The organism is Terrabacter sp. P5_B1, assembly GCF_056400505.1.
This window is the reverse complement of record NZ_JBFULD010000057.1, coordinates 1-15,997: the sequence shown is the minus strand read 5'-3', so window position 1 is coordinate 15,997 and position 15,997 is coordinate 1. Positions and strand designations below refer to the sequence as shown.

The 15,997-nt window shown below is 70.8% G+C and carries 16 protein-coding genes; 7 read left to right on the top strand and 9 right to left on the bottom strand.

Annotated features, from left to right (window positions below; all coding sequences use genetic code 11):
• Nucleotides 1-2,269 (bottom strand): hybrid sensor histidine kinase/response regulator (locus AC1DP0_RS06510; protein ID WP_478083056.1); only part of this gene is annotated, 2,269 nt, incomplete at its 3' end.
• A 172-nt stretch (nt 2,270-2,441) separates the two neighbouring features.
• Here AC1DP0_RS06510 and AC1DP0_RS06505 point away from each other — a divergent pair.
• Nucleotides 2,442-4,685: an MMPL family transporter gene (locus tag AC1DP0_RS06505; protein WP_478083055.1), complete on the top strand. Its 2,244-nt coding sequence runs from the start codon at nt 2,442-2,444 to the stop codon at nt 4,683-4,685.
• A gap of 17 nt (nt 4,686-4,702) precedes the next feature.
• Here AC1DP0_RS06505 and AC1DP0_RS06500 read toward each other — a convergent pair whose 3' ends face one another.
• A complete protein-coding gene (locus AC1DP0_RS06500) occupies nt 4,703-5,614 on the bottom strand; it encodes a hemerythrin domain-containing protein (RefSeq protein WP_478083054.1) in 912 nt (303 codons plus the stop codon).
• A 552-nt stretch (nt 5,615-6,166) separates the two neighbouring features.
• Here AC1DP0_RS06500 and AC1DP0_RS06495 point away from each other — a divergent pair.
• Together AC1DP0_RS06495 and AC1DP0_RS06490 are read left to right on the top strand one after the other, a co-directional pair.
• The gene (locus tag AC1DP0_RS06495; RefSeq protein WP_478083053.1) at nt 6,167-6,868 is read left to right on the top strand and encodes a haloacid dehalogenase type II; all 702 of its coding nucleotides are present in this window, start codon (nt 6,167-6,169) and stop codon (nt 6,866-6,868) included.
• Nucleotides 6,869-6,998: 130 nt separating this feature from the next.
• Nucleotides 6,999-7,586 (top strand): hypothetical protein, encoded by a 588-nt coding sequence (locus AC1DP0_RS06490; protein WP_478083052.1) that lies wholly within the window; start codon nt 6,999-7,001, stop codon nt 7,584-7,586.
• Nucleotides 7,587-7,599: 13 nt separating this feature from the next.
• Here the strand turns inward: AC1DP0_RS06490 and AC1DP0_RS06485 are convergent, their stop codons facing one another.
• Nucleotides 7,600-8,424, bottom strand: coding sequence for a glycosyltransferase (locus AC1DP0_RS06485; protein ID WP_478083051.1), 825 nt, complete (start codon nt 8,422-8,424; stop codon nt 7,600-7,602).
• Complete coding sequence (locus tag AC1DP0_RS06480) at nt 8,400-8,831, bottom strand: hypothetical protein (RefSeq protein ID WP_478083050.1); 432 nt, start codon at nt 8,829-8,831, stop codon at nt 8,400-8,402. Before AC1DP0_RS06480 ends, AC1DP0_RS06485 begins: the two co-directional genes overlap by 25 nt.
• A gap of 99 nt (nt 8,832-8,930) precedes the next feature.
• Here AC1DP0_RS06480 and glsA point away from each other — a divergent pair, with 99 nt between their 5' ends.
• A complete protein-coding gene (gene glsA / locus AC1DP0_RS06475) occupies nt 8,931-9,956 on the top strand; it encodes a glutaminase A (RefSeq protein WP_478083049.1) in 1,026 nt (341 codons plus the stop codon).
• A 22-nt stretch (nt 9,957-9,978) separates the two neighbouring features.
• Here glsA and AC1DP0_RS06470 read toward each other — a convergent pair whose 3' ends face one another.
• Together AC1DP0_RS06470 and AC1DP0_RS06465 are read right to left on the bottom strand one after the other, a co-directional pair.
• Nucleotides 9,979-10,362: a hypothetical protein gene (locus tag AC1DP0_RS06470; protein WP_478083048.1), complete on the bottom strand. Its 384-nt coding sequence runs from the start codon at nt 10,360-10,362 to the stop codon at nt 9,979-9,981.
• The gene (locus tag AC1DP0_RS06465) at nt 10,359-10,901 is read right to left on the bottom strand and encodes a hypothetical protein (RefSeq protein WP_478083047.1); all 543 of its coding nucleotides are present in this window, start codon (nt 10,899-10,901) and stop codon (nt 10,359-10,361) included. The genes AC1DP0_RS06470 and AC1DP0_RS06465 overlap by 4 nt, the downstream gene beginning before the upstream one ends.
• A 408-nt stretch (nt 10,902-11,309) precedes the next feature.
• Here AC1DP0_RS06465 and AC1DP0_RS06460 point away from each other — a divergent pair, with 408 nt between their 5' ends.
• Together AC1DP0_RS06460 and AC1DP0_RS06455 are read left to right on the top strand one after the other, a co-directional pair.
• On the top strand, nt 11,310-11,468 hold the full coding sequence (locus AC1DP0_RS06460) for a hypothetical protein (protein WP_478083046.1): 159 nt from the start codon (nt 11,310-11,312) through the stop codon (nt 11,466-11,468).
• 17 nt (nt 11,469-11,485) lie between these two features.
• Nucleotides 11,486-12,484, top strand: a complete 999-nt coding sequence (locus tag AC1DP0_RS06455) for an alpha-hydroxy acid oxidase (RefSeq protein ID WP_478083045.1) — start codon at nt 11,486-11,488, stop codon at nt 12,482-12,484.
• Nucleotides 12,485-12,553: 69 nt separating this feature from the next.
• On the opposite strand, the gene AC1DP0_RS06450 is transcribed toward AC1DP0_RS06455, so the two are convergent.
• On the bottom strand, nt 12,554-12,790 hold the full coding sequence (locus tag AC1DP0_RS06450; RefSeq protein ID WP_478083044.1) for a DUF1059 domain-containing protein: 237 nt from the start codon (nt 12,788-12,790) through the stop codon (nt 12,554-12,556).
• 79 nt (nt 12,791-12,869) lie between these two features.
• Nucleotides 12,870-13,499: a trimeric intracellular cation channel family protein gene (locus AC1DP0_RS06445; protein WP_478083043.1), complete on the bottom strand. Its 630-nt coding sequence runs from the start codon at nt 13,497-13,499 to the stop codon at nt 12,870-12,872.
• Nucleotides 13,500-13,684: 185 nt separating this feature from the next.
• On the opposite strand from AC1DP0_RS06445, the gene AC1DP0_RS06440 reads away from it, so the two are divergent.
• Nucleotides 13,685-14,905 carry an amidohydrolase gene (locus AC1DP0_RS06440; protein WP_478083042.1) on the top strand — a complete coding sequence of 407 codons (1,221 nt, stop codon included), beginning with the start codon at nt 13,685-13,687 and terminating at the stop codon, nt 14,903-14,905.
• Between the two features lie 32 nt (nt 14,906-14,937).
• On the opposite strand, the gene AC1DP0_RS06435 is transcribed toward AC1DP0_RS06440, so the two are convergent.
• Entirely contained in the window at nt 14,938-15,948 is a 1,011-nt protein-coding gene (locus AC1DP0_RS06435; RefSeq protein ID WP_478083041.1) for an alkaline phosphatase family protein, read from the bottom strand.
• Nucleotides 15,949-15,997 lie beyond the last annotated feature (49 nt).

The following is a 15,997-nucleotide window of genomic DNA, read 5'->3' as shown; positions in this document are numbered from 1 at the left end:
GCTCGTCCGCGCGCGGCGGTGGGAGCAGCCGCGTCACCGCCGCGAGGAGGTGCTCGCCGCTCACGGGCTTCACGAGGTACTCCGTGGCCCCCAGGGCGAAGCCACGGCCGCGCTCGGGCTCGACGCTGACCACGACCACGGGCACGTGGGCCGTGGCCGGGTCGCTCTTGAGCTCGGTCAGGACCTCCCACCCGTCCATCCCGGGCAGGTGGATGTCGAGGACGACCGCGACCGGGTCCCGGGCCCGGACGAGGTCGAGTCCCTGCTCGCCCGTCGACGCGGCGACGGGACGGAGACCCGCTGCGCGCAGGTGCAGCTCGACGAGCTCGGCCGAGCGGGGGTCGTCCTCGATGACGACGACCGTCGGGCCGTCGGCGGGGCCGTCGTCGAGCATCCACACGTCCCCGCCGGCCGAGCGGTCGGCGTCGGGATGCGGGACCGAGATCCCGAAGGTGCTTCCCTCGCCCGGTGTGCTCGTGAGCCAGAGTCGCCCGCCGTGCAGCTCGACGATGCGGCGGCTCAGGGTGAGACCGAGGCCGGTGCCCTCGCTCGACGACACCGACCGCTCGCCCTGCTGAAAGGAGTCGAAGATGCGCTCCTGGTCCGCCGGTGCGATGCCGATGCCCGTGTCGGTGACCGTGACGTCGAGCTCCTCACCGTCGCGCCAGGCGCGGACGTCGATGCTGCCGCCGTCGGGCGTGAACTTCACGGCGTTGCTCAGCAGGTTGAGCAGGACCTGCTTGAGGCGCAGCTCGTCCGCCGTGACGAGGCCTAGCCCTTCCGCCGCCTCCAGGGTCAGTCGTATGCCGTGCAGCGCGGCCCGCTCGCGCACCAGCGAGAGCGCCTGGACGAGGATGTCGTCGATGGGGAAGGTCGTGAGGTCGAGCTCCATGTGTCCGGCCTCGATCTTCGACAGGTCGAGGATGTCGCCGAGCAGCGCGAGCAGGTGGCGGCCCGCGGCATGGATGTCCTCGAGGTAGTCCTCCTGTCGCTCGTTGAGGTCGCCGAACATCCGCTCGAGGAGCACCTCGGAGAAGCCGATGACGGCGTTGAGCGGGGTCCGCAGCTCGTGCGACATGCTCGCGAGGAACTCCGACTTGTGGYGGCTCGCCTCCGCGAGGGCCCCGCTCTGCTGCTCGAGCTGCTGGTAGAGGCGCGCGTTGGTCAGGGCGACCGCCGACTGGCTCGCGAAGGCCGCGAGCAGCTCACAGGTCTCGTCGCTGAACGACCCGGTCGACTTGCGGCGCACGACGAGAGCGCCGACGACCCGGTCGGGGCGCACGAGCGGGATCGCGACGAGGGAGCGCCACCCGGAGGCGTGGAGCACGGCCAGGTGCGGGTCGAGCGGCTCGGGCTCGGCGTCGAGGTCGGGGATCTGGAGTACCTGTCGACTGCGCGTGGCCCGGCCCACCCACGTGCGGTCGATGTGGATCTCCGCGCTCCGCAGCGCGTCGATGACGGCCTCACTCGTGCCGTAGGCCGTGCGGACACGGAAGAGTCCCGTCACCTCGTCGAACTCCATGAGTGACCCGCCGTCGGTGTCCGAGAGCTCGACCGCGTGGCTGACGATCGTCGTCAGCACCTCGTCGGCGACGAGCGTCGAGCTGATCGCCTCCCCCACCTCGGCGAGCGCCTCGAGCTGGTCGACCTTGCGGGCCAGCTCGGCCGACCGGCCCTCGAGCGCCGAGATGAGCTCGACGTGCCGCAGCGCGAGAGCCGCCTGCTCGGCGAACGTCGACAGGAGCTGCTCGGCGGCTTCGTCGAAGGGCGATACCTGGGTGCGCCACACGTTGAGAGCGCCGACGACCTGGTCGCCGACCAGCATCGGGGCGCCCATCATCGTCCGGTAGCCGCCGACCCGCTGGAAGTCGGTGCGCCGGTAGTCCGGGTCGGCGAGGACGTCCTCGATCTGGTGCACTCTCCGGTCGAGGGTGACTCGACCGACCAGGGTCGCCCGGTCGCGCACGATCGGGTGCTGCGAGACGAAGTCGACGAACTCCGGCGTCAGTCCGCTCGACCGCGCCAGCACGAAGGAGTCGCCCTGCACGAGGTAGATCTGCGCCACCTGTGCCCCGAGGAGGCGCCGGGCGCTGTCGACGACCGCGTCGAAGACCTCGTCCCGGCTGGCGGCGCCCCCTGCCGTCGAGGCCGTGAGGACCTTGAGGATGTCGCTCGTGGCTCGCAGCTGTTCCTGCGTCGTCGCGAGCCGGTCGGCGAGCTCGTGGGCACCCTCGACCGCCTCGTCGCCCGTGCCTTCGAACCCGCCCATGCGAGTCCCCCATCGACCTGTGAGTCTGGTCCCTCTCGACGAGTGTCCTCCCCGAACGGTCGGCGCACCATCGAAATCGGGAGCCAGGCCCCGCGGGAGGTGGCCGTCCTGGCATGGACCGGCCCGGCCGACTGTCCAACCTTGTGGCGCGCGCCTGCCCCATGATGAGTCCATGAGCGACGCATCCGGGGGCAGGCACGGGTCGAACAGACCGAAGGGCCGCGCCGCCGTCCGGTGGGTGGCCTTACTGGCCGTGCTGGCCTGGCTCGCCATCGGAGGCGTCGGCGGTCCACTCGTGGGCCGGCTCTCCGAGGTCGCCACCAACGACAACGCGAACTTCCTTCCCCCGTCGGCGGAGTCGACGTCGGTGAGCAAGCTCGTGGCGCGCACGACCGACACCCAGACGCTGCCCTACCTCGTCGTCGTCGAGCGCCCGAGCGGGCTGACCCCGGCGGACCTCGCCGCGGTCCAGCGCTACGTCGACGGCATCCCCGGTCTGGAGCTCGCCGACCCCGGACGCACCGTCGGCGAGTTCCTGCAGTCGCCCCCGAAGCTCGCGATCCCCAGCCAGGACAAGCAGGCCGTGCTCGTCCCCGTCGCCTTCCTCGCCGACAAGGCCGAGGTCACCATCGCCGGGGACACCGCGTTGTATGCCGTCGCGCAGGCCCTGCGCGAGTCCGCTGCGTCGACGCTGGGTGCGTCCGGGCTGACCGTCCACGTGACGGGGGCCGGCGGCTTCTTCGCCGACTTCATCATCGCCTTCGGCGGCATCGACGGCATCCTGCTGCTCGTCGCGCTCGGGGTCGTCTTCCTCATCCTGCTCATCGTCTACCGCAGCCCGATCCTGCCCTTCGCCGTGCTCATCTCGGCGGTGTTCGGCCTCTCCCTCGCGGCGCTCGTCGTCTTCCCGCTCGCCGAGAACGGCACGATCAGCCTGAGCGGCCAGAGCCAGGGCATCCTGTCGATCCTCGTCGTCGGCGCCGCGACCGACTACGCGCTGCTCCTCGTCGCGCGGTTCAAGGAGGAGCTGCACGACGAGGAGTCGACGTGGGCGGCGATGAAGATCGCGTGGCGCGCCTCGGTAGAACCGATCGCCGCGAGCGCCGCCACCGTCGTCCTCGGGCTCCTCTGCCTGCGCCTGTCGGATCTCGGCAGCACCAAAGGCCTGGGTCCCGTCGGCGCGCTGGGCATCGTCGGTGCCTTCGTCGCGTCCCTGACCTTCCTGCCCGCGGTCCTGCTCCTCATCGGCCGGCGCATCTTCTGGCCCCAGGTTCCCCGGGTCGACCACGTCCACAGCGCGGACGCCGTCGGCACCCGCGGGATCTGGGGGCGCGTCGCCGGCATGGTCGGGCGTCACCCCCGGCGTACGTGGGTGGTCACCCTCCTCGCCCTCGCCACCTGTGCGGCGTTCCTGCCGACGCTCAACGCCCGCGGCATCGCCCAGTCCGACCTCTTCCTCACCCAGGTGGACTCCGTCACCGGGCAGGAGGTGCTCGCGCGCCACTTCCCTGCCGGATCAGGCTCACCCGTCCAGATCGCCGCCCCCGAAGCCGAGGCCGATGCCGTGGTCCGGGTGCTCGAGTCGACCGACGGGGTCAGCAGCCCACAGGTGGGTCTCGTGCCCGGACAGCCGCCCAAGGTCGTCGACGGTCAGGTCATCGTGCAGGCGACGCTCGATGCGGCTGCCGACAGCGTGGCGGCCGAGGACGCCATCGAGACGCTCCGCGAGTCTCTCGACCGGGTCGGCAGCGACGTCCTCGTCGGTGGGACGACGGCCACGAACCTCGACGTGCGGCTCGCGAGCGAACGCGACCTCAAGGTCATCATCCCGACGATCCTCGCCGTGATCTTCGTCGTCCTGATGCTCCTGCTGCGGTCGATCGTGGCCCCGCTCGTCCTCGTCGCCGCGAACGTCCTGTCGTTCGCCGCGACGATGGGCGTCTCGGCCATCGCCTTCAACCACGTCTTCGGATTTCCGGGATCCGACCCGTCGACGCCGCTCTACGGCTTCGTCTTCCTCGTGGCCCTGGGCATCGACTACTCGATCTTCCTCATGACGCGCGTCCGCGAGGAGTCCCGCATACGGGGCACCCGCCCCGGCATCCTCGTCGGTCTCGCCGTCACGGGTGGTGTCATCACGAGCGCGGGCGTCGTTCTCGCATCGACGTTCTCGGCCCTTGCCGTGCTGCCGATCCTCTTCCTCGTGCAGATCGCCTTCATCGTCGCCTTCGGCGTCCTGCTCGACACGCTCGTCGTGCGCAGCCTGCTCGTCCCGGCCGTCTCCTACGACCTCGGCGACCGCATCTGGTGGCCCATCGGCCTCACGCGGGCCGGCCGTCACGAGCCGGGCGCCGAGCCGGGCGCCGAGCCGAGGGCCGACACCAAGGCCCGCGTGGGCGACGCGTCCGCACGCTAGGCCGGATCCAGCCCGGTCTACCCCGGGTGGGCCTGGTCCGCGGTGGCGACCCGGGGAGTCAGCTGCTCCACCTCGTCCCACTCGGGTCCGCCGAGGTGGATGGCCGCCGCGGGGAAGAGACCATTGTCCTCACGGTTGATGTGCTCCCGAAGCGCGTCCTCGAAGTGCGGGTAGAGCTCGACCTCGCCGTCGGCGACCCGGGCCAGCAGCTCGTCGAGCTCATGGTGCTCGCCGCAGAGCGTGGCGATGTGGTCCGTGAAGAGCTCGTCACGCGCCATCACCGTGAAGAGGCCGACCTCCTCGGCCTCCACGTGCGGCAGAAGGTGAGCGGCGAGCGTCTCGGCCGCCGCCCGCCTGCGGTCGGGGTCCTCGAGCCCGTCACGCAGGGCACCCAGGTGGTTGACGATGTGCTCGTGCTCGGCCATGAACCGCCCGACCACCTCGAGGTCGGCACATCCGCAGTAGCTGCACATCAGCACGTCCTCTCCGTGGTGGTCCTCAAGGCTGCACGACCACTGTTCCATGGGCGCCGCGCCCGGTGAGCCCGCACGCAGCAGCCGGCCGCCCTCGGCATACGTGGCGTCGAACTGTGCCCCGACGACGTGGAAGCTCGTGGCCCGGTTCGGCCCGGCGTCCAGCACCCAGAAGCGGACCCGCTTCCCCACCCGTGCCGTCAGGGGCGTCGTGTCGTACTGGTAGGCCACGCCGTTGTAGCTGACGACATCGGTGGTGTCGGCCTGCGCCTTGGCCGCGTCCACCTCGCTGGCGGAGCTCCGGATCGTGCTGGCACCGAGGTGGGCCTCGGACTGCACGAGTACGTAGGACCGGTCAACGGCCGGTAGGCCCGGCCGCTCGATCACGACCGCCCCGAAGAGTCCGGCCGAGATGTGCGCCGACATCGGCATCGTGGCGCAGTGGTACATCCACATGCCCGCCCGCGTCGGTGAAGCGGTAGGTCAGGCTGCCGCCCGCCGGGACGGTCCGCATGGCGGCGTCCGGTGCCCGGGAACCCGCGTGGAAGTCGATCGAGTGGCCCATGGTGCCGGGGTTGACGAGAGTGACCTCGAAGACGTCGCCGACCCGGCCGTGCAGGGTGGGCCAGGCGTCGTGCCGTTGTGGGTCCACCGCCGCTGCCAGACGCCGGGCGCCACCTCCTGCTCGTGCTCCCTGACGGTGAGCGTCAGCCGATGCGTCCGCGCCGTCGTGAGCGGGGGCAGGACGGGGTCGTATGCCGTGAAGTCGCCTGTGGGGACGCCTCGCTCGGCTCCTACTCGAGTCGGCCCGCGCGCACCCGGGGGTCGTTGTGCACGATGCACGAGGAGATGCTCCGCGCGGCCTGGACAGCAGCGGCGCCTCTGACGTCGAGGTGGGCCTGATCCCGTTCGCGCGTGAGGGTGCCTGCCTCGTTCACCTGGGCCGTCGCGGAGCTTCCCGAGGCACCTGACGACGAGGCTCCCGGGCCCGGGGGCCACCATGGGGCCATGACCTCTGCGACGCCTTCCGCCCTCGAGCGGCGACCTCGGCTTCTCGTCTTCGACGTCAACGAGACGCTGTCCGACATGACGCACCTCGGCGACCGTTTCGTCGAGGTCGGTGTGCCGCCCCATCTCGCAGCGCCGTGGTTCGCCGGGCTGCTGCGTGACGGTTTCGCCCTGACGCTCACCGGCCAGAACCCCAGCTTCAGCGACGTCGCGCGTGCGTCGCTGCACACCGTGCTGCACGACAAGGCCAACGTCGAGGCGGCGAGCCGGCACATCATGGCGGGCTTCCTGGAGCTCCCCCTGCACGATGACGTGGTGGACGGCATACGCGCCCTGGCTGCGATGGACGTGCGGCTCGTGACCCTGAGCAACGGGGCGGCCGATGTGGCCGAGGGCCTCTTCGAGCGCGGCGGCATCCGGGACGCCTTCGAGAGAGTCCTGTCCGTCGAGGACGCAGCGGCATGGAAGCCCGCTGCCTCCGCCTACGCGTATGCGCTCGGCGAGTGCGCCGTGGCGGCCGACAACGCGATGCTGGTCGCCGTCCATCCGTGGGACATCCACGGGGCCAAGGCTGCCGGGCTACGGGCCGCCTTCATCAACCGGACGGGCGGCCCCTACCCCGAGCCCATGCATGCCGCTGACCTCGTTGCGTCGTCCCTGACCGAGCTCGCGCGCCAGCTGGAGCAGTTGCCCGCGTCCTGAGGCGAGGAACGCCGGGCTCCGACAACCGTCTGAACCATCCCGAACGGTCATCCGAGGCACGGCGCCCCAGCCGCAATCGCACCTCTCGTTAACAGCCTCCCCACGAGGGTAAGTGCACGCCGTGGGGTCGGTGACGGCGACGGGTACCGCGCGTACCGAGAGCGGGAGACTGGTCGACGAGCGCAACGACGAGCTCGGGCACCCGATGAGCCCGGCCGTCGCGGTGGCGCGGCTGTACTTGGACGCCCTGGTCGTCCACGGACGTCTTGACGCGGCTCAGGCGCTGATGACGAGCGACTACCGGCTCGCGCGCGCACAGAGTTGGCTTGCCAACCGGGCCGTGCCACTGGTCGCCTGCGGGGCCCTGGACGGGCTTGCCCGCGGCTTGGCCTCGGGTGACCGGAGCACGGCGCACTACCGTGAGTTCGAGGCAAGCGAGATCCGCCTCGACGAGGAGGTTTTCGCCGAATGGTGGGCACGGAGCGGCACCGTCGGTCGCCCCCGCCCGCTCGGTGCGGATCTCGAGCTCGTGCTCTTCGTGGACATGGCAGAACTGGACGAGCGGCTCCCGCCAGGCGCCGCGGGAAGTCGGGCCGGCGCTGCCTACGACGTCACGAACCACGCCGAGGTGCTCCTCCGGACCATCGACGGTCGACCCCAGGTGGCGGGGCACTCCGCCAGACCGGTCACCGCAGGTTGGCCACCCCAACCGGTGTAGTCGGCCGAGGGTCTCAGGTGCCGGGCGACGGTTCCGCCGTGGTGCCGCCGCTGCTGGGATTTGCAAGGTGGCAGATCTCGTCCACGACGTCCGCAGCCACTGGCAGCGCGGCGATCTGCGCGGCCACCTCCCCGGCCCGGCTGCGGATGTCGGGGTCCGACAGGATGCGGCTGACGGCAGCCGCGGCGTCGGGCATCGCCTCGGGTCCACCGAGGACGCCCAGACCGGCTCCGAGGGTCGACACTGCCTCGGCGTTGAGGTGCTGGTCGGTGGTGAACAGCGGCACGACGACCTGCGGCACCCCGGCGGTCAGCGCCGACAGGATGGTCCCGAACCCGCCGTGGCCCACGACCACCGCGGCCAGCGGCATCACCTGGTCCTGCGGCCAGTACTGCTCGACGTGCGCATTCGCCGGCACGTCCGCCAGCTCGACCCGATCGCCGTGGCCGGTGGTCAGCAGCACTCGGACGGGCAGGGCGGCCAGGGACCTGAGCGCTGCCGCGAAGACCTCGCGCAGGTGCCCCAGTCCGGCCGCGACCGTCCCGAAGGTGACGTAGACCAACGGGGCGTCCGGGTCGCCCCAGGACCGGGGAAGACGCCCCCCATCTGCCTCGCGCTCTGTCCGGAACCGGACCACGGCGCGGTCCGGTGCATCGGCGGGTGCCGAGCCGCGCACAGCCTGGTCCAGGCTCTCCGGGACCATCGTGAACACCGGTGAGCGGCCCGCCGCCCGCAGGAGGTGCCCGACCTGGAATCCCGTGATCTCGTCCAGCTCGGACAGCGGTTCCACCAGGCACGTCCGGCCCCACTCCATCAGGGCCGCGACTCGGATGGCCACCTCGCGTGCGGAACTCCGGCAGCCTCGGCCGCAGCGAGCGAACCGAGCTCCGCTGGTTCCCGGAGGACCACATCAGCTCGCCACGCGTCGACCACGGCCAACACATCGGGGAACGCGGCCTGGGCGTCGAGGCGGCCGAACACGTCCGCCATCACGGTGCGGTTCGCATCGACGCGGCTCATCCTCGGCAACGACTCGAAGACCTCACCCATCGCGGCAGCGGGCGCATCGGCGAACGGAGCATGGTCCAGGCCGGCGCGCTGCACCGCAGCGGCGAACGAAGCCGGGGCGGCTACTCGCACCTCGTGACCCGCGGCGCGGCACGCCTGGGCGAGCACCTTCAGCGGCCCGAAGTGGCCGTCGCCTGCCGTCGTCGAGCACAGCACCCGCATGCTGAAGTCTCCCACGGGGCCGGTACGACGATGCCAGAGTCGGGTGCATCCGACTCTGCGTGGTCAGGCCTTCGACTGTCGTAGGCTTCCGGCATCCAGCGGTGGAGGCGACCCATGACCCGGCTGTCGATGCACGAGCAGCTCCCGTTCGACGAGGACGGCACGGCGTCGCCGATCTCCACCGGGGAGCTGCCCCAGGCCGAGGAGGTCCGGGTCGTCGTCACCGAAGCGTTCGAGCGGTACCGGTCGAACGCCGACGGAGAGGTGGCCGCCTACATCCCGGCGCTCGCGCAGGCGTCTCCGAGCTGGTTCGGGATCTCCGTGGTCGGGGCTCGCGGGAACTCGTTCGAGATCGGTGACGTCGAGACGAGGTTCTCGATCCAGAGCGTCTCGAAGCCCTTCGTGTTCGCGCTGGTGTGCGACGCCATCGGATACGGGGAGGCACGCCGCCGTCTCGGCGTCAACAGCACGGGGTTCCCTTTCGACTCCCTGATGGCGGTCGAGCTGAACGTCGACCGAACGATGAACCCATTGGTCAACGCGGGAGCGATGGCGGCCACGAGCTTGGCGCCCGGAGCGACCGCGCAGGAGAAGTGGGAAGGGATCAGGGAGGGGCTGTCACGGTTCGCGGGACGCGAGTTGATCGTCAACGAGGAGGTCTACGCCTCCGAGTCCGCCACCAACCTGCGCAACCAGGGCATCGCCCACCTGCTGGAGAGCTACGGCCGCCTCTACTTCGATCCCGACCAAGCCACCGACATCTACACCCGCCAGTGCTCGCTCGATGTGACCGTGCATGACCTTGCGGTCATGGCCGCCACGCTGGCCAACGGGGGCATCAACCCCGTGACCAGCCACGCCGTCGTCGGGCGCGGGGTGTGCCGACGCGTGCTCGCGGTCATGGCCACAGCCGGTCTCTACGAGCTGTCGGGAGACTGGCTCTACGAGGTCGGGATGCCGGGAAAGAGCGGGGTGAGTGGCGGCATCGTCACCGTCGCGCCGGGCAAGGGCGGCTTGGCGACCTTCTCCCCTCCCCTGGACCCGGCCGGCAACAGCGTTCGCGGTCAGCTCGCCACCAAGTACCTCGCCGAACGCCTCGGCCTCAATCTCTTCGCCTCCGTGGCGGCTTCGCGGGACTGAGGCGGCCCAGGCCCCTTCGGCGTCAGCGGCCCAGGGCCTCGGCGAGGGCCGCTGGGTCCTCGACCGTCACCGTGGCGGCGGGGTGACGAAGCATGCCCGTGGGCTCGATGCCGTGGACGGGCTGGACGAACGACACGCACAGACCCTGGCGCGAGTTCGTCGCGAACGTGACGCCACGGTCGGCGAGCGACAGGTGGGCCGGTCCCGCCGTGCGGTAGAAGGCATACCCCGAGCTCACCTGGGAGCCGGCCACGTTGGCCAGCTGGGTGCGCAGCCGCCAGGGACCGAACCGCACGAGGAGCTCGTCGTCGGCAACGACGACTTGCGCGGTGGCCGGCGTGATCCCGAAGGCGAGAGCGGGCAGCCGGTAGCGGCCCTCGAAGGCGAACGCGAACTCGCGCGTCACGACCGGCGCCTCAAGCTGGACGGCGGGTCGAGCAGTCCCGCGGGGCCACGCTGCTGCTCGCCGAGGTAGGCATCGAGCACCAGCAGTCCTGCGGTCGCACCAGGGGTGGCCCACTGCAGCCAGCTCATCCGCTGGGTGAGCGACCGCGCCTGGTCCCGGGCCGCCGGATCCGTCTCGGCACGCTCGAGCGCATCGCCGAGCTCGGCTCCGGAGCGGTACGCCTCGGCGCTCACCATGACCGCCCCCAGGGTCAGCGCCGTCTTGAGGACGACCGCCGCCGCGGTCGGGCGGTGCCCGMCGACGCGACGACGGTTGTCGGCGAGGATGGCGATGCCGCTCAGCAGGTGGAGGCCGACCGCGGCCCCCTGCACCGGTCCCCACTGTCGCCATCCCTCGTCGGCGATCTCCGCGCGTTCGCGCGCGTCGTCACCCTTCCGAGAGGCAGGGTTCAGTGCAACGGCACCCGCGAGGGAGCCGCCRAACCAAGCCGCGTTGGTGAGCACGTGCGTGGCACGGACGATGGTGCTGTATGCCGTCATGGGGAGTCCCTCGTGCCTCTGGCGCCGGTGGGCGGCGCGTTTGTCGGACGAGGACTGTCGTACCCGCTTCCCGCGCCACCACACCCTGCCGCCGCCAGCGGCCGAGCGCTGCCGGCTCAGGTCAGCTCGAGGAGGTGCTTGGCGATCCGCGCCAGGGTCACCCGCCCAATGGCCCGGGACGGGTGCAAGGCCGAAGAGCAGCCGCATCTGGGGCAGCGACACCTCCCCCACCTCGTCGACGCCGCGCACGGCGAGCCGAGCAGGTCACGGGTCACCTGTTGCAGCGCCTCCGCCGACGCCGGGAGGGAACGATGGCTTTGCCTGCGGCAAGTGCTTGGTGAAGATCTGCCGCACGGGACGGCCGGATCGCCAGCCCCTCGAGGCGCGAACCATGTCAGGATGCTCGGCATGTCGGGTCGCGCGCTGAGCTTCGGAACGGTGGCAGCGGCTTTCGAGAGGTTCCGGCCGGGATATCCCGCGTCGGTCTTGGACACCCTGATGGCCTACGTCTCGCGCGAGCTGGAGTGGATCCGGGTCGAGGCCGACCGGCTGGGCCAGCGACGATGATCGACCACACTTCGCTGATGGGGCGGGCGCAGGCGACCCTGCCGGAGGACGTCTTCGCCTACTTCGCAGCAGGCGCCGGGGCCGAGAGCACCCTCGCAGGGCAGCAGCAGGCCTGGGACGAGGTGCTGCTCCGGCCGAGGGTCCTCAGGGATGTCTCGGCCACGTCCCCGGGCACCCAGGTGCTCGGACACCCCGTGGCGTCACCGGTGCTCGTGGCACCGACCGCGTCCCACAAGCTCGCGCACCCCGAGGGTGAGGTGGCTGTCGCCCGCGGGGCTCGGGCGGCGGGGAGTCTCCTCGTGCTGTCGATGCGCTCGAGCAGTCCGGTGGAGGACGTCGCGGCTGCGGCCGGACCTTTCTGGCAGCAGCTCTACGTGCTGCAGGACCGAGGCGTCACCGACGAGATCGGCCAGCGCGCCGCGGCCGCCGGCGCGCTGGCCCTGGTCGTCACCGTCGACACTCCCCGCGTGGCACGCAAGCGCGCCGGCTTCCCGGCCGAGCTCCCGAGCACCGGCATCATCGAGGCGCTCGACCACCGCGACGTCGCTGATCCACGGCTGATGCAGGCCGAGGACGTCGGCCCCCGCGATCTCGAGCGGCTCGCCGCGGCCAGTGGCCTGCCCATCGTGGCGAAGGGAGTGCTGACCTCCGAGGCCGCCCGGGACTGTGTGGCCGCGGGCGCCTCGGCCGTCGTCGTCTCGACCCATGGCGGTCGCCAGCTCGACGGGGTCGTGCCCACCCCGCTGGCGCTCCCGGAGGTGGCCGAGGCTGTCGGCGACCGCGTGGAGGTCTACGTCGACGGGGGCGTGCGCACCGGATCACACGTCCTCAAGGCGCTCGCGCTCGGCGCCCGGGCCGTGCTGGTCGGCCGTCCGGTGATCTGGGCCCTCGCCACCGGCGGATCCGACGGAGTGCGAGGCCTGCTCGACGAGATGGCGTCTGAGGTCGAGGAAGCACTGGCGCTCGCGGGCTGCCCGTCGTGCGCCGAGGTCGGGCCCGACCTCGTACTCCGGTAGGACGACAACCGCGGCCACCCAGCCAGATCGAACGGCGCGAGAGGTCCTCCTTGGGCGCGGGCCTGGGGGTCAGTCTTCTGCCGTGGCGGCGAAGGCCTGCTTGGCGTCGCGGTACCAGTCCATCGACTTCTTCGGGTGCCGCCAGCGACTCTTCATCGCGTCGCGGGCGTCCTGGTGGGTGACGTCCCCCGCCTTCTCCGCGTCGCGGAGGTGGCGGTCCTGGGCCTTGATGACGTCGTCGGCGTTGTCGCCGTGGTGCTCGAGGTCGCAGGGTCCTCCGAGGGATCTGCAGGTCATGGTCTTCATGGTCGGCTCCTTGGTCGTGGGGTGTGATGCTCTACTGACGATCGAGACAGCCGGAATGTGACGCCCACTCGGTAGGGGCTCAGTCGCGCGAGGCGCCGGGTGGCGTCGGCGCGTTGAGGTCGAAACGGATCCCGACCATGCGGATGGCGAAGCAGGCGACCCCGGCCACCAACGTCGGGACCCAGCCGTGAAGTCCGATCTCGACACCCACCACGGTGATCACGGCACCGACGAGGGCAGGGATGGCATACAACCCACTGCTCAGCACGGTCGGGACGCGCCCGATCAGCACGTCGCGGATGGTGCCTCCCCCGACGGCGGTGACGGCGCCGAGGATGACGGCCTGCAGCGGACCCAGGCCGGCATCAAGTGCCTTGGTGGCCCCGGTGATGGCGAACAGGCTGAGGCCCATCGCGTCGAAGACCTCGATCGGCAGGGCCAGGCGATGGAGCTTGCGTCCCCCCGCGAAGGCGATGAGGGCGCCGGCAGCGGCGATCACGAGATAGCGCCAGTCCCTGAACGTCGCGGGCGGGAGGACGCCGATGATGACGTCGCGGATGATGCCGCCACCCACGGCCGTGATCATGCCGAGGGTGAGCACTCCGACGATGTCCAGCCGCGCCGCGCGGATCGCGGTCAGCGCCCCGTTGAGCGCGAAGACGGCGGTGCCTGCGAGGTCGAGCAGCAGCAGGACGCTCTGGGCGGTCACTCGAGCTCCTCCCGGACCACCGCGCTCCCCATGCCGACACGGTACGCCGAAGCCTGCGCCTCGACCGTCGCCCGGGGCGGACAGGGTGCCGTCTTCCCGGAGTCACACGGGGAAGTCATGGCGCCGGTGGGTACGGTCGACTCACCGGTTGGACTGGTCGGTGGGACACCACGAGAGGTGAAGCGATGACAGCTGCTGACAAGGTGCTCGCCGGGATGGACCGCACGCGCGGCTGGCGGGAGGACTTCTACCGCGACCTGCACGCCCACCCCGAGCTGAGCGGCCGGGAATCCCGCACCTCGGCGGCAGCCGCCGAGCGACTGACCGAGTGGGGCTTCGAGGTCCAGCGCCTGGGTGGCGGTGTCGTCGGCGTTCTGGCGAACGGACCTGGCGACACGGTGCTGAGCCGCGCCGACATGGACGCGCTGCCGGTGACCGAGCTGACCCAGCTGCCGTATGCGTCGACGCAGACCGCAACCGACGAGACGGGCGCCACCATCGGGGTGTCCCACGCCTGCGGCCACGACGTCCACGTGACGTGCCTGCTCGGTGCCGCCGAGCTGCTCGCCGACCAGCGTCAGCACTGGAGCGGGACCTTCGTCGCCCTGTTCCAGCCGGCCGAGGAGACGGCGGCAGGAGCGAGCGGGATGCTCGAGGACGGACTGGCACAACGCATACCGCGTCCTGACGTCGCCTTCGCCCAGCACGTCCTCGGGCTCGACGCCGGGACGATCGGCACCCAGGTCGGGCCCGTGATGTCCGCTGGCGACAGCATCCGGATCACGGTCTTCGGCAAGGGTTCACACGGCTCGATGCCGCACCTGAGCGTCGACCCGGTCGTGCTCGCCGCCTCCATCGTCCTGCGGCTGCAGACGATCGTGGCCCGCGAGACGAAACCGGGAGAGTTCGCGGTCGTCACGGTCGGCAGCAGCGTGGCCGGGACGAAGAGCAACATCATTGCGGACCGGGCCGTGCTGCTGCTCAACGTGAGGACCTACGACGACGGCGTACGTCGCCACGTGCTGGACGCCATCGAACGCATCGTCCGCGCGGAGTGCGACGGCGCCGGGTCCCCGCAACCGCCCACCTTCGAGTACTACGACCAGTACCCCCTCACCACCAACGACGCCGCGGTGGGTGACCGAGTCAACCGCGCGTTCCGAAGGCACTTCGGGGACCAGGTCGTCGACCTCGGCCGGGTCACGGCCAGCGAGGACTTCAGTCGCATCCCGGACGCGTTCGAAACGCCGTACGCCTACTGGGGCGTGGGCGGTTTCGCTGCCGGCACCCCAGCGCCGCCGAACCACTCCCCCTTCTTCGCGCCTCTCCTCCAGCCGACCCTCGACACCGGCACGGCCGCACTCGTCGTGGCAGCGCTCGCCTACCTCGCCAAGGACCCCGTCTGAGCGGTGTGGCCTCGGAACTCTGCGGCGGCTGCCTACTTCAGGCGGAAGAGCGAGTCGTCCCGGATGGAGGACTTCCCCGGGTCGCCGGCGTGGCCCAGGAGCTGGGTCTGACCGACCATCTGTTCGATGCCCTTGAGAACCGAGTAGTGGTCGACGGCGACGGAGGAGATGCCGCCGGCAGTGGTGTATGGGGTGATCACGATCAGCGGCACGGTGAACGTGCTGCCGTTGCCCTCGTCCCAGGTGATGATGATGGCGGAGCGGCCGGCCTGGTACGTCGCGGAGTTCAACAGGCCCGGCAGGTAGCCCTTGAGCCAGTTGTCGCCGTTCTGGATTCGTTGCGCGATCGTGCTGTTGGGCACCAGGTGCATGATGTCCTGCTTGTTCGGGATCACGAGGTTGAACTTCGCGGACAACACGTCGGCGCTGTTCGCGGGGAACGGCTTTGCGTACTGCAGACACAGGGTGTTCTGCGTCCGCGTGTAGTACGGGAAGGGCGTGTGCGTGACCGTGAACAGGCCGGCCCCACCGGTGTAGCAGTTGCCCTGGCTGTCCTCCGCCCACTCCACCGCACTGCCCGGCGCCGCGGTGTTCATCAGCTCGAAGATGCTCTTCGAGGCCTGCGGCCAGGAGCTCGGCGGCTTGTTCGCCGTGATCGGCAGCTCGTGGGTGCAGATGCCGTTCGTGTCGGCCTTGTCGCAGCCGGTGTACCCGGAGGTGAGCGCGACGTAGTTGGCGAGGCTCGTGGTCGACAGGGAGAGATCGTTCTTCGAGTAGCTGCACGCCTTGGCGATCGAGTTGATGTAGGGCGCGTCAGCGGTGTTGCCGATGATCTTCTTCAGCGGCTTGTTCTCGAACATGATCAGGGTGACGTGGTCCCACGCCGCGGGGGCCGCGCCGGCCGCGGAGCCGCTGCATGGGGCCGTCACCGTCGTCGCGGCCGTCGTCGTGGCCGCTGCCGTCGCAACAGGCACAGAGCCGGTGACGGTGAGAGCGGAGGCAGCGAGCAACACCGCTGCAGAGATCGGGACGTACGTTCGCATGGGCGTGCCTTCCCCCTGAGGTTTCAGTCCGCGCTGGCCCTGCCCCCGC

Coding starts and splice junctions, on each gene's coding strand:
- AC1DP0_RS06505 (WP_478083055.1), top strand. CDS start 2,442: ATGAGCGACGCATCCGGGGGCAGGCACGGGTCGAACAGACCGAAGGGC.
- AC1DP0_RS06500 (WP_478083054.1), bottom strand. CDS start 5,614: ATGTGGATGTACCACTGCGCCACGATGCCGATGTCGGCGCACATCTCG.
- AC1DP0_RS06495 (WP_478083053.1), top strand. CDS start 6,167: ATGACCTCTGCGACGCCTTCCGCCCTCGAGCGGCGACCTCGGCTTCTC.
- glsA (WP_478083049.1), top strand. CDS start 8,931: ATGACCCGGCTGTCGATGCACGAGCAGCTCCCGTTCGACGAGGACGGC.
- AC1DP0_RS06460 (WP_478083046.1), top strand. CDS start 11,310: ATGTCGGGTCGCGCGCTGAGCTTCGGAACGGTGGCAGCGGCTTTCGAG.
- AC1DP0_RS06455 (WP_478083045.1), top strand. CDS start 11,486: ATGGGGCGGGCGCAGGCGACCCTGCCGGAGGACGTCTTCGCCTACTTC.
- AC1DP0_RS06450 (WP_478083044.1), bottom strand. CDS start 12,790: ATGAAGACCATGACCTGCAGATCCCTCGGAGGACCCTGCGACCTCGAG.
- AC1DP0_RS06440 (WP_478083042.1), top strand. CDS start 13,685: ATGACAGCTGCTGACAAGGTGCTCGCCGGGATGGACCGCACGCGCGGC.
- AC1DP0_RS06435 (WP_478083041.1), bottom strand. CDS start 15,948: ATGCGAACGTACGTCCCGATCTCTGCAGCGGTGTTGCTCGCTGCCTCC.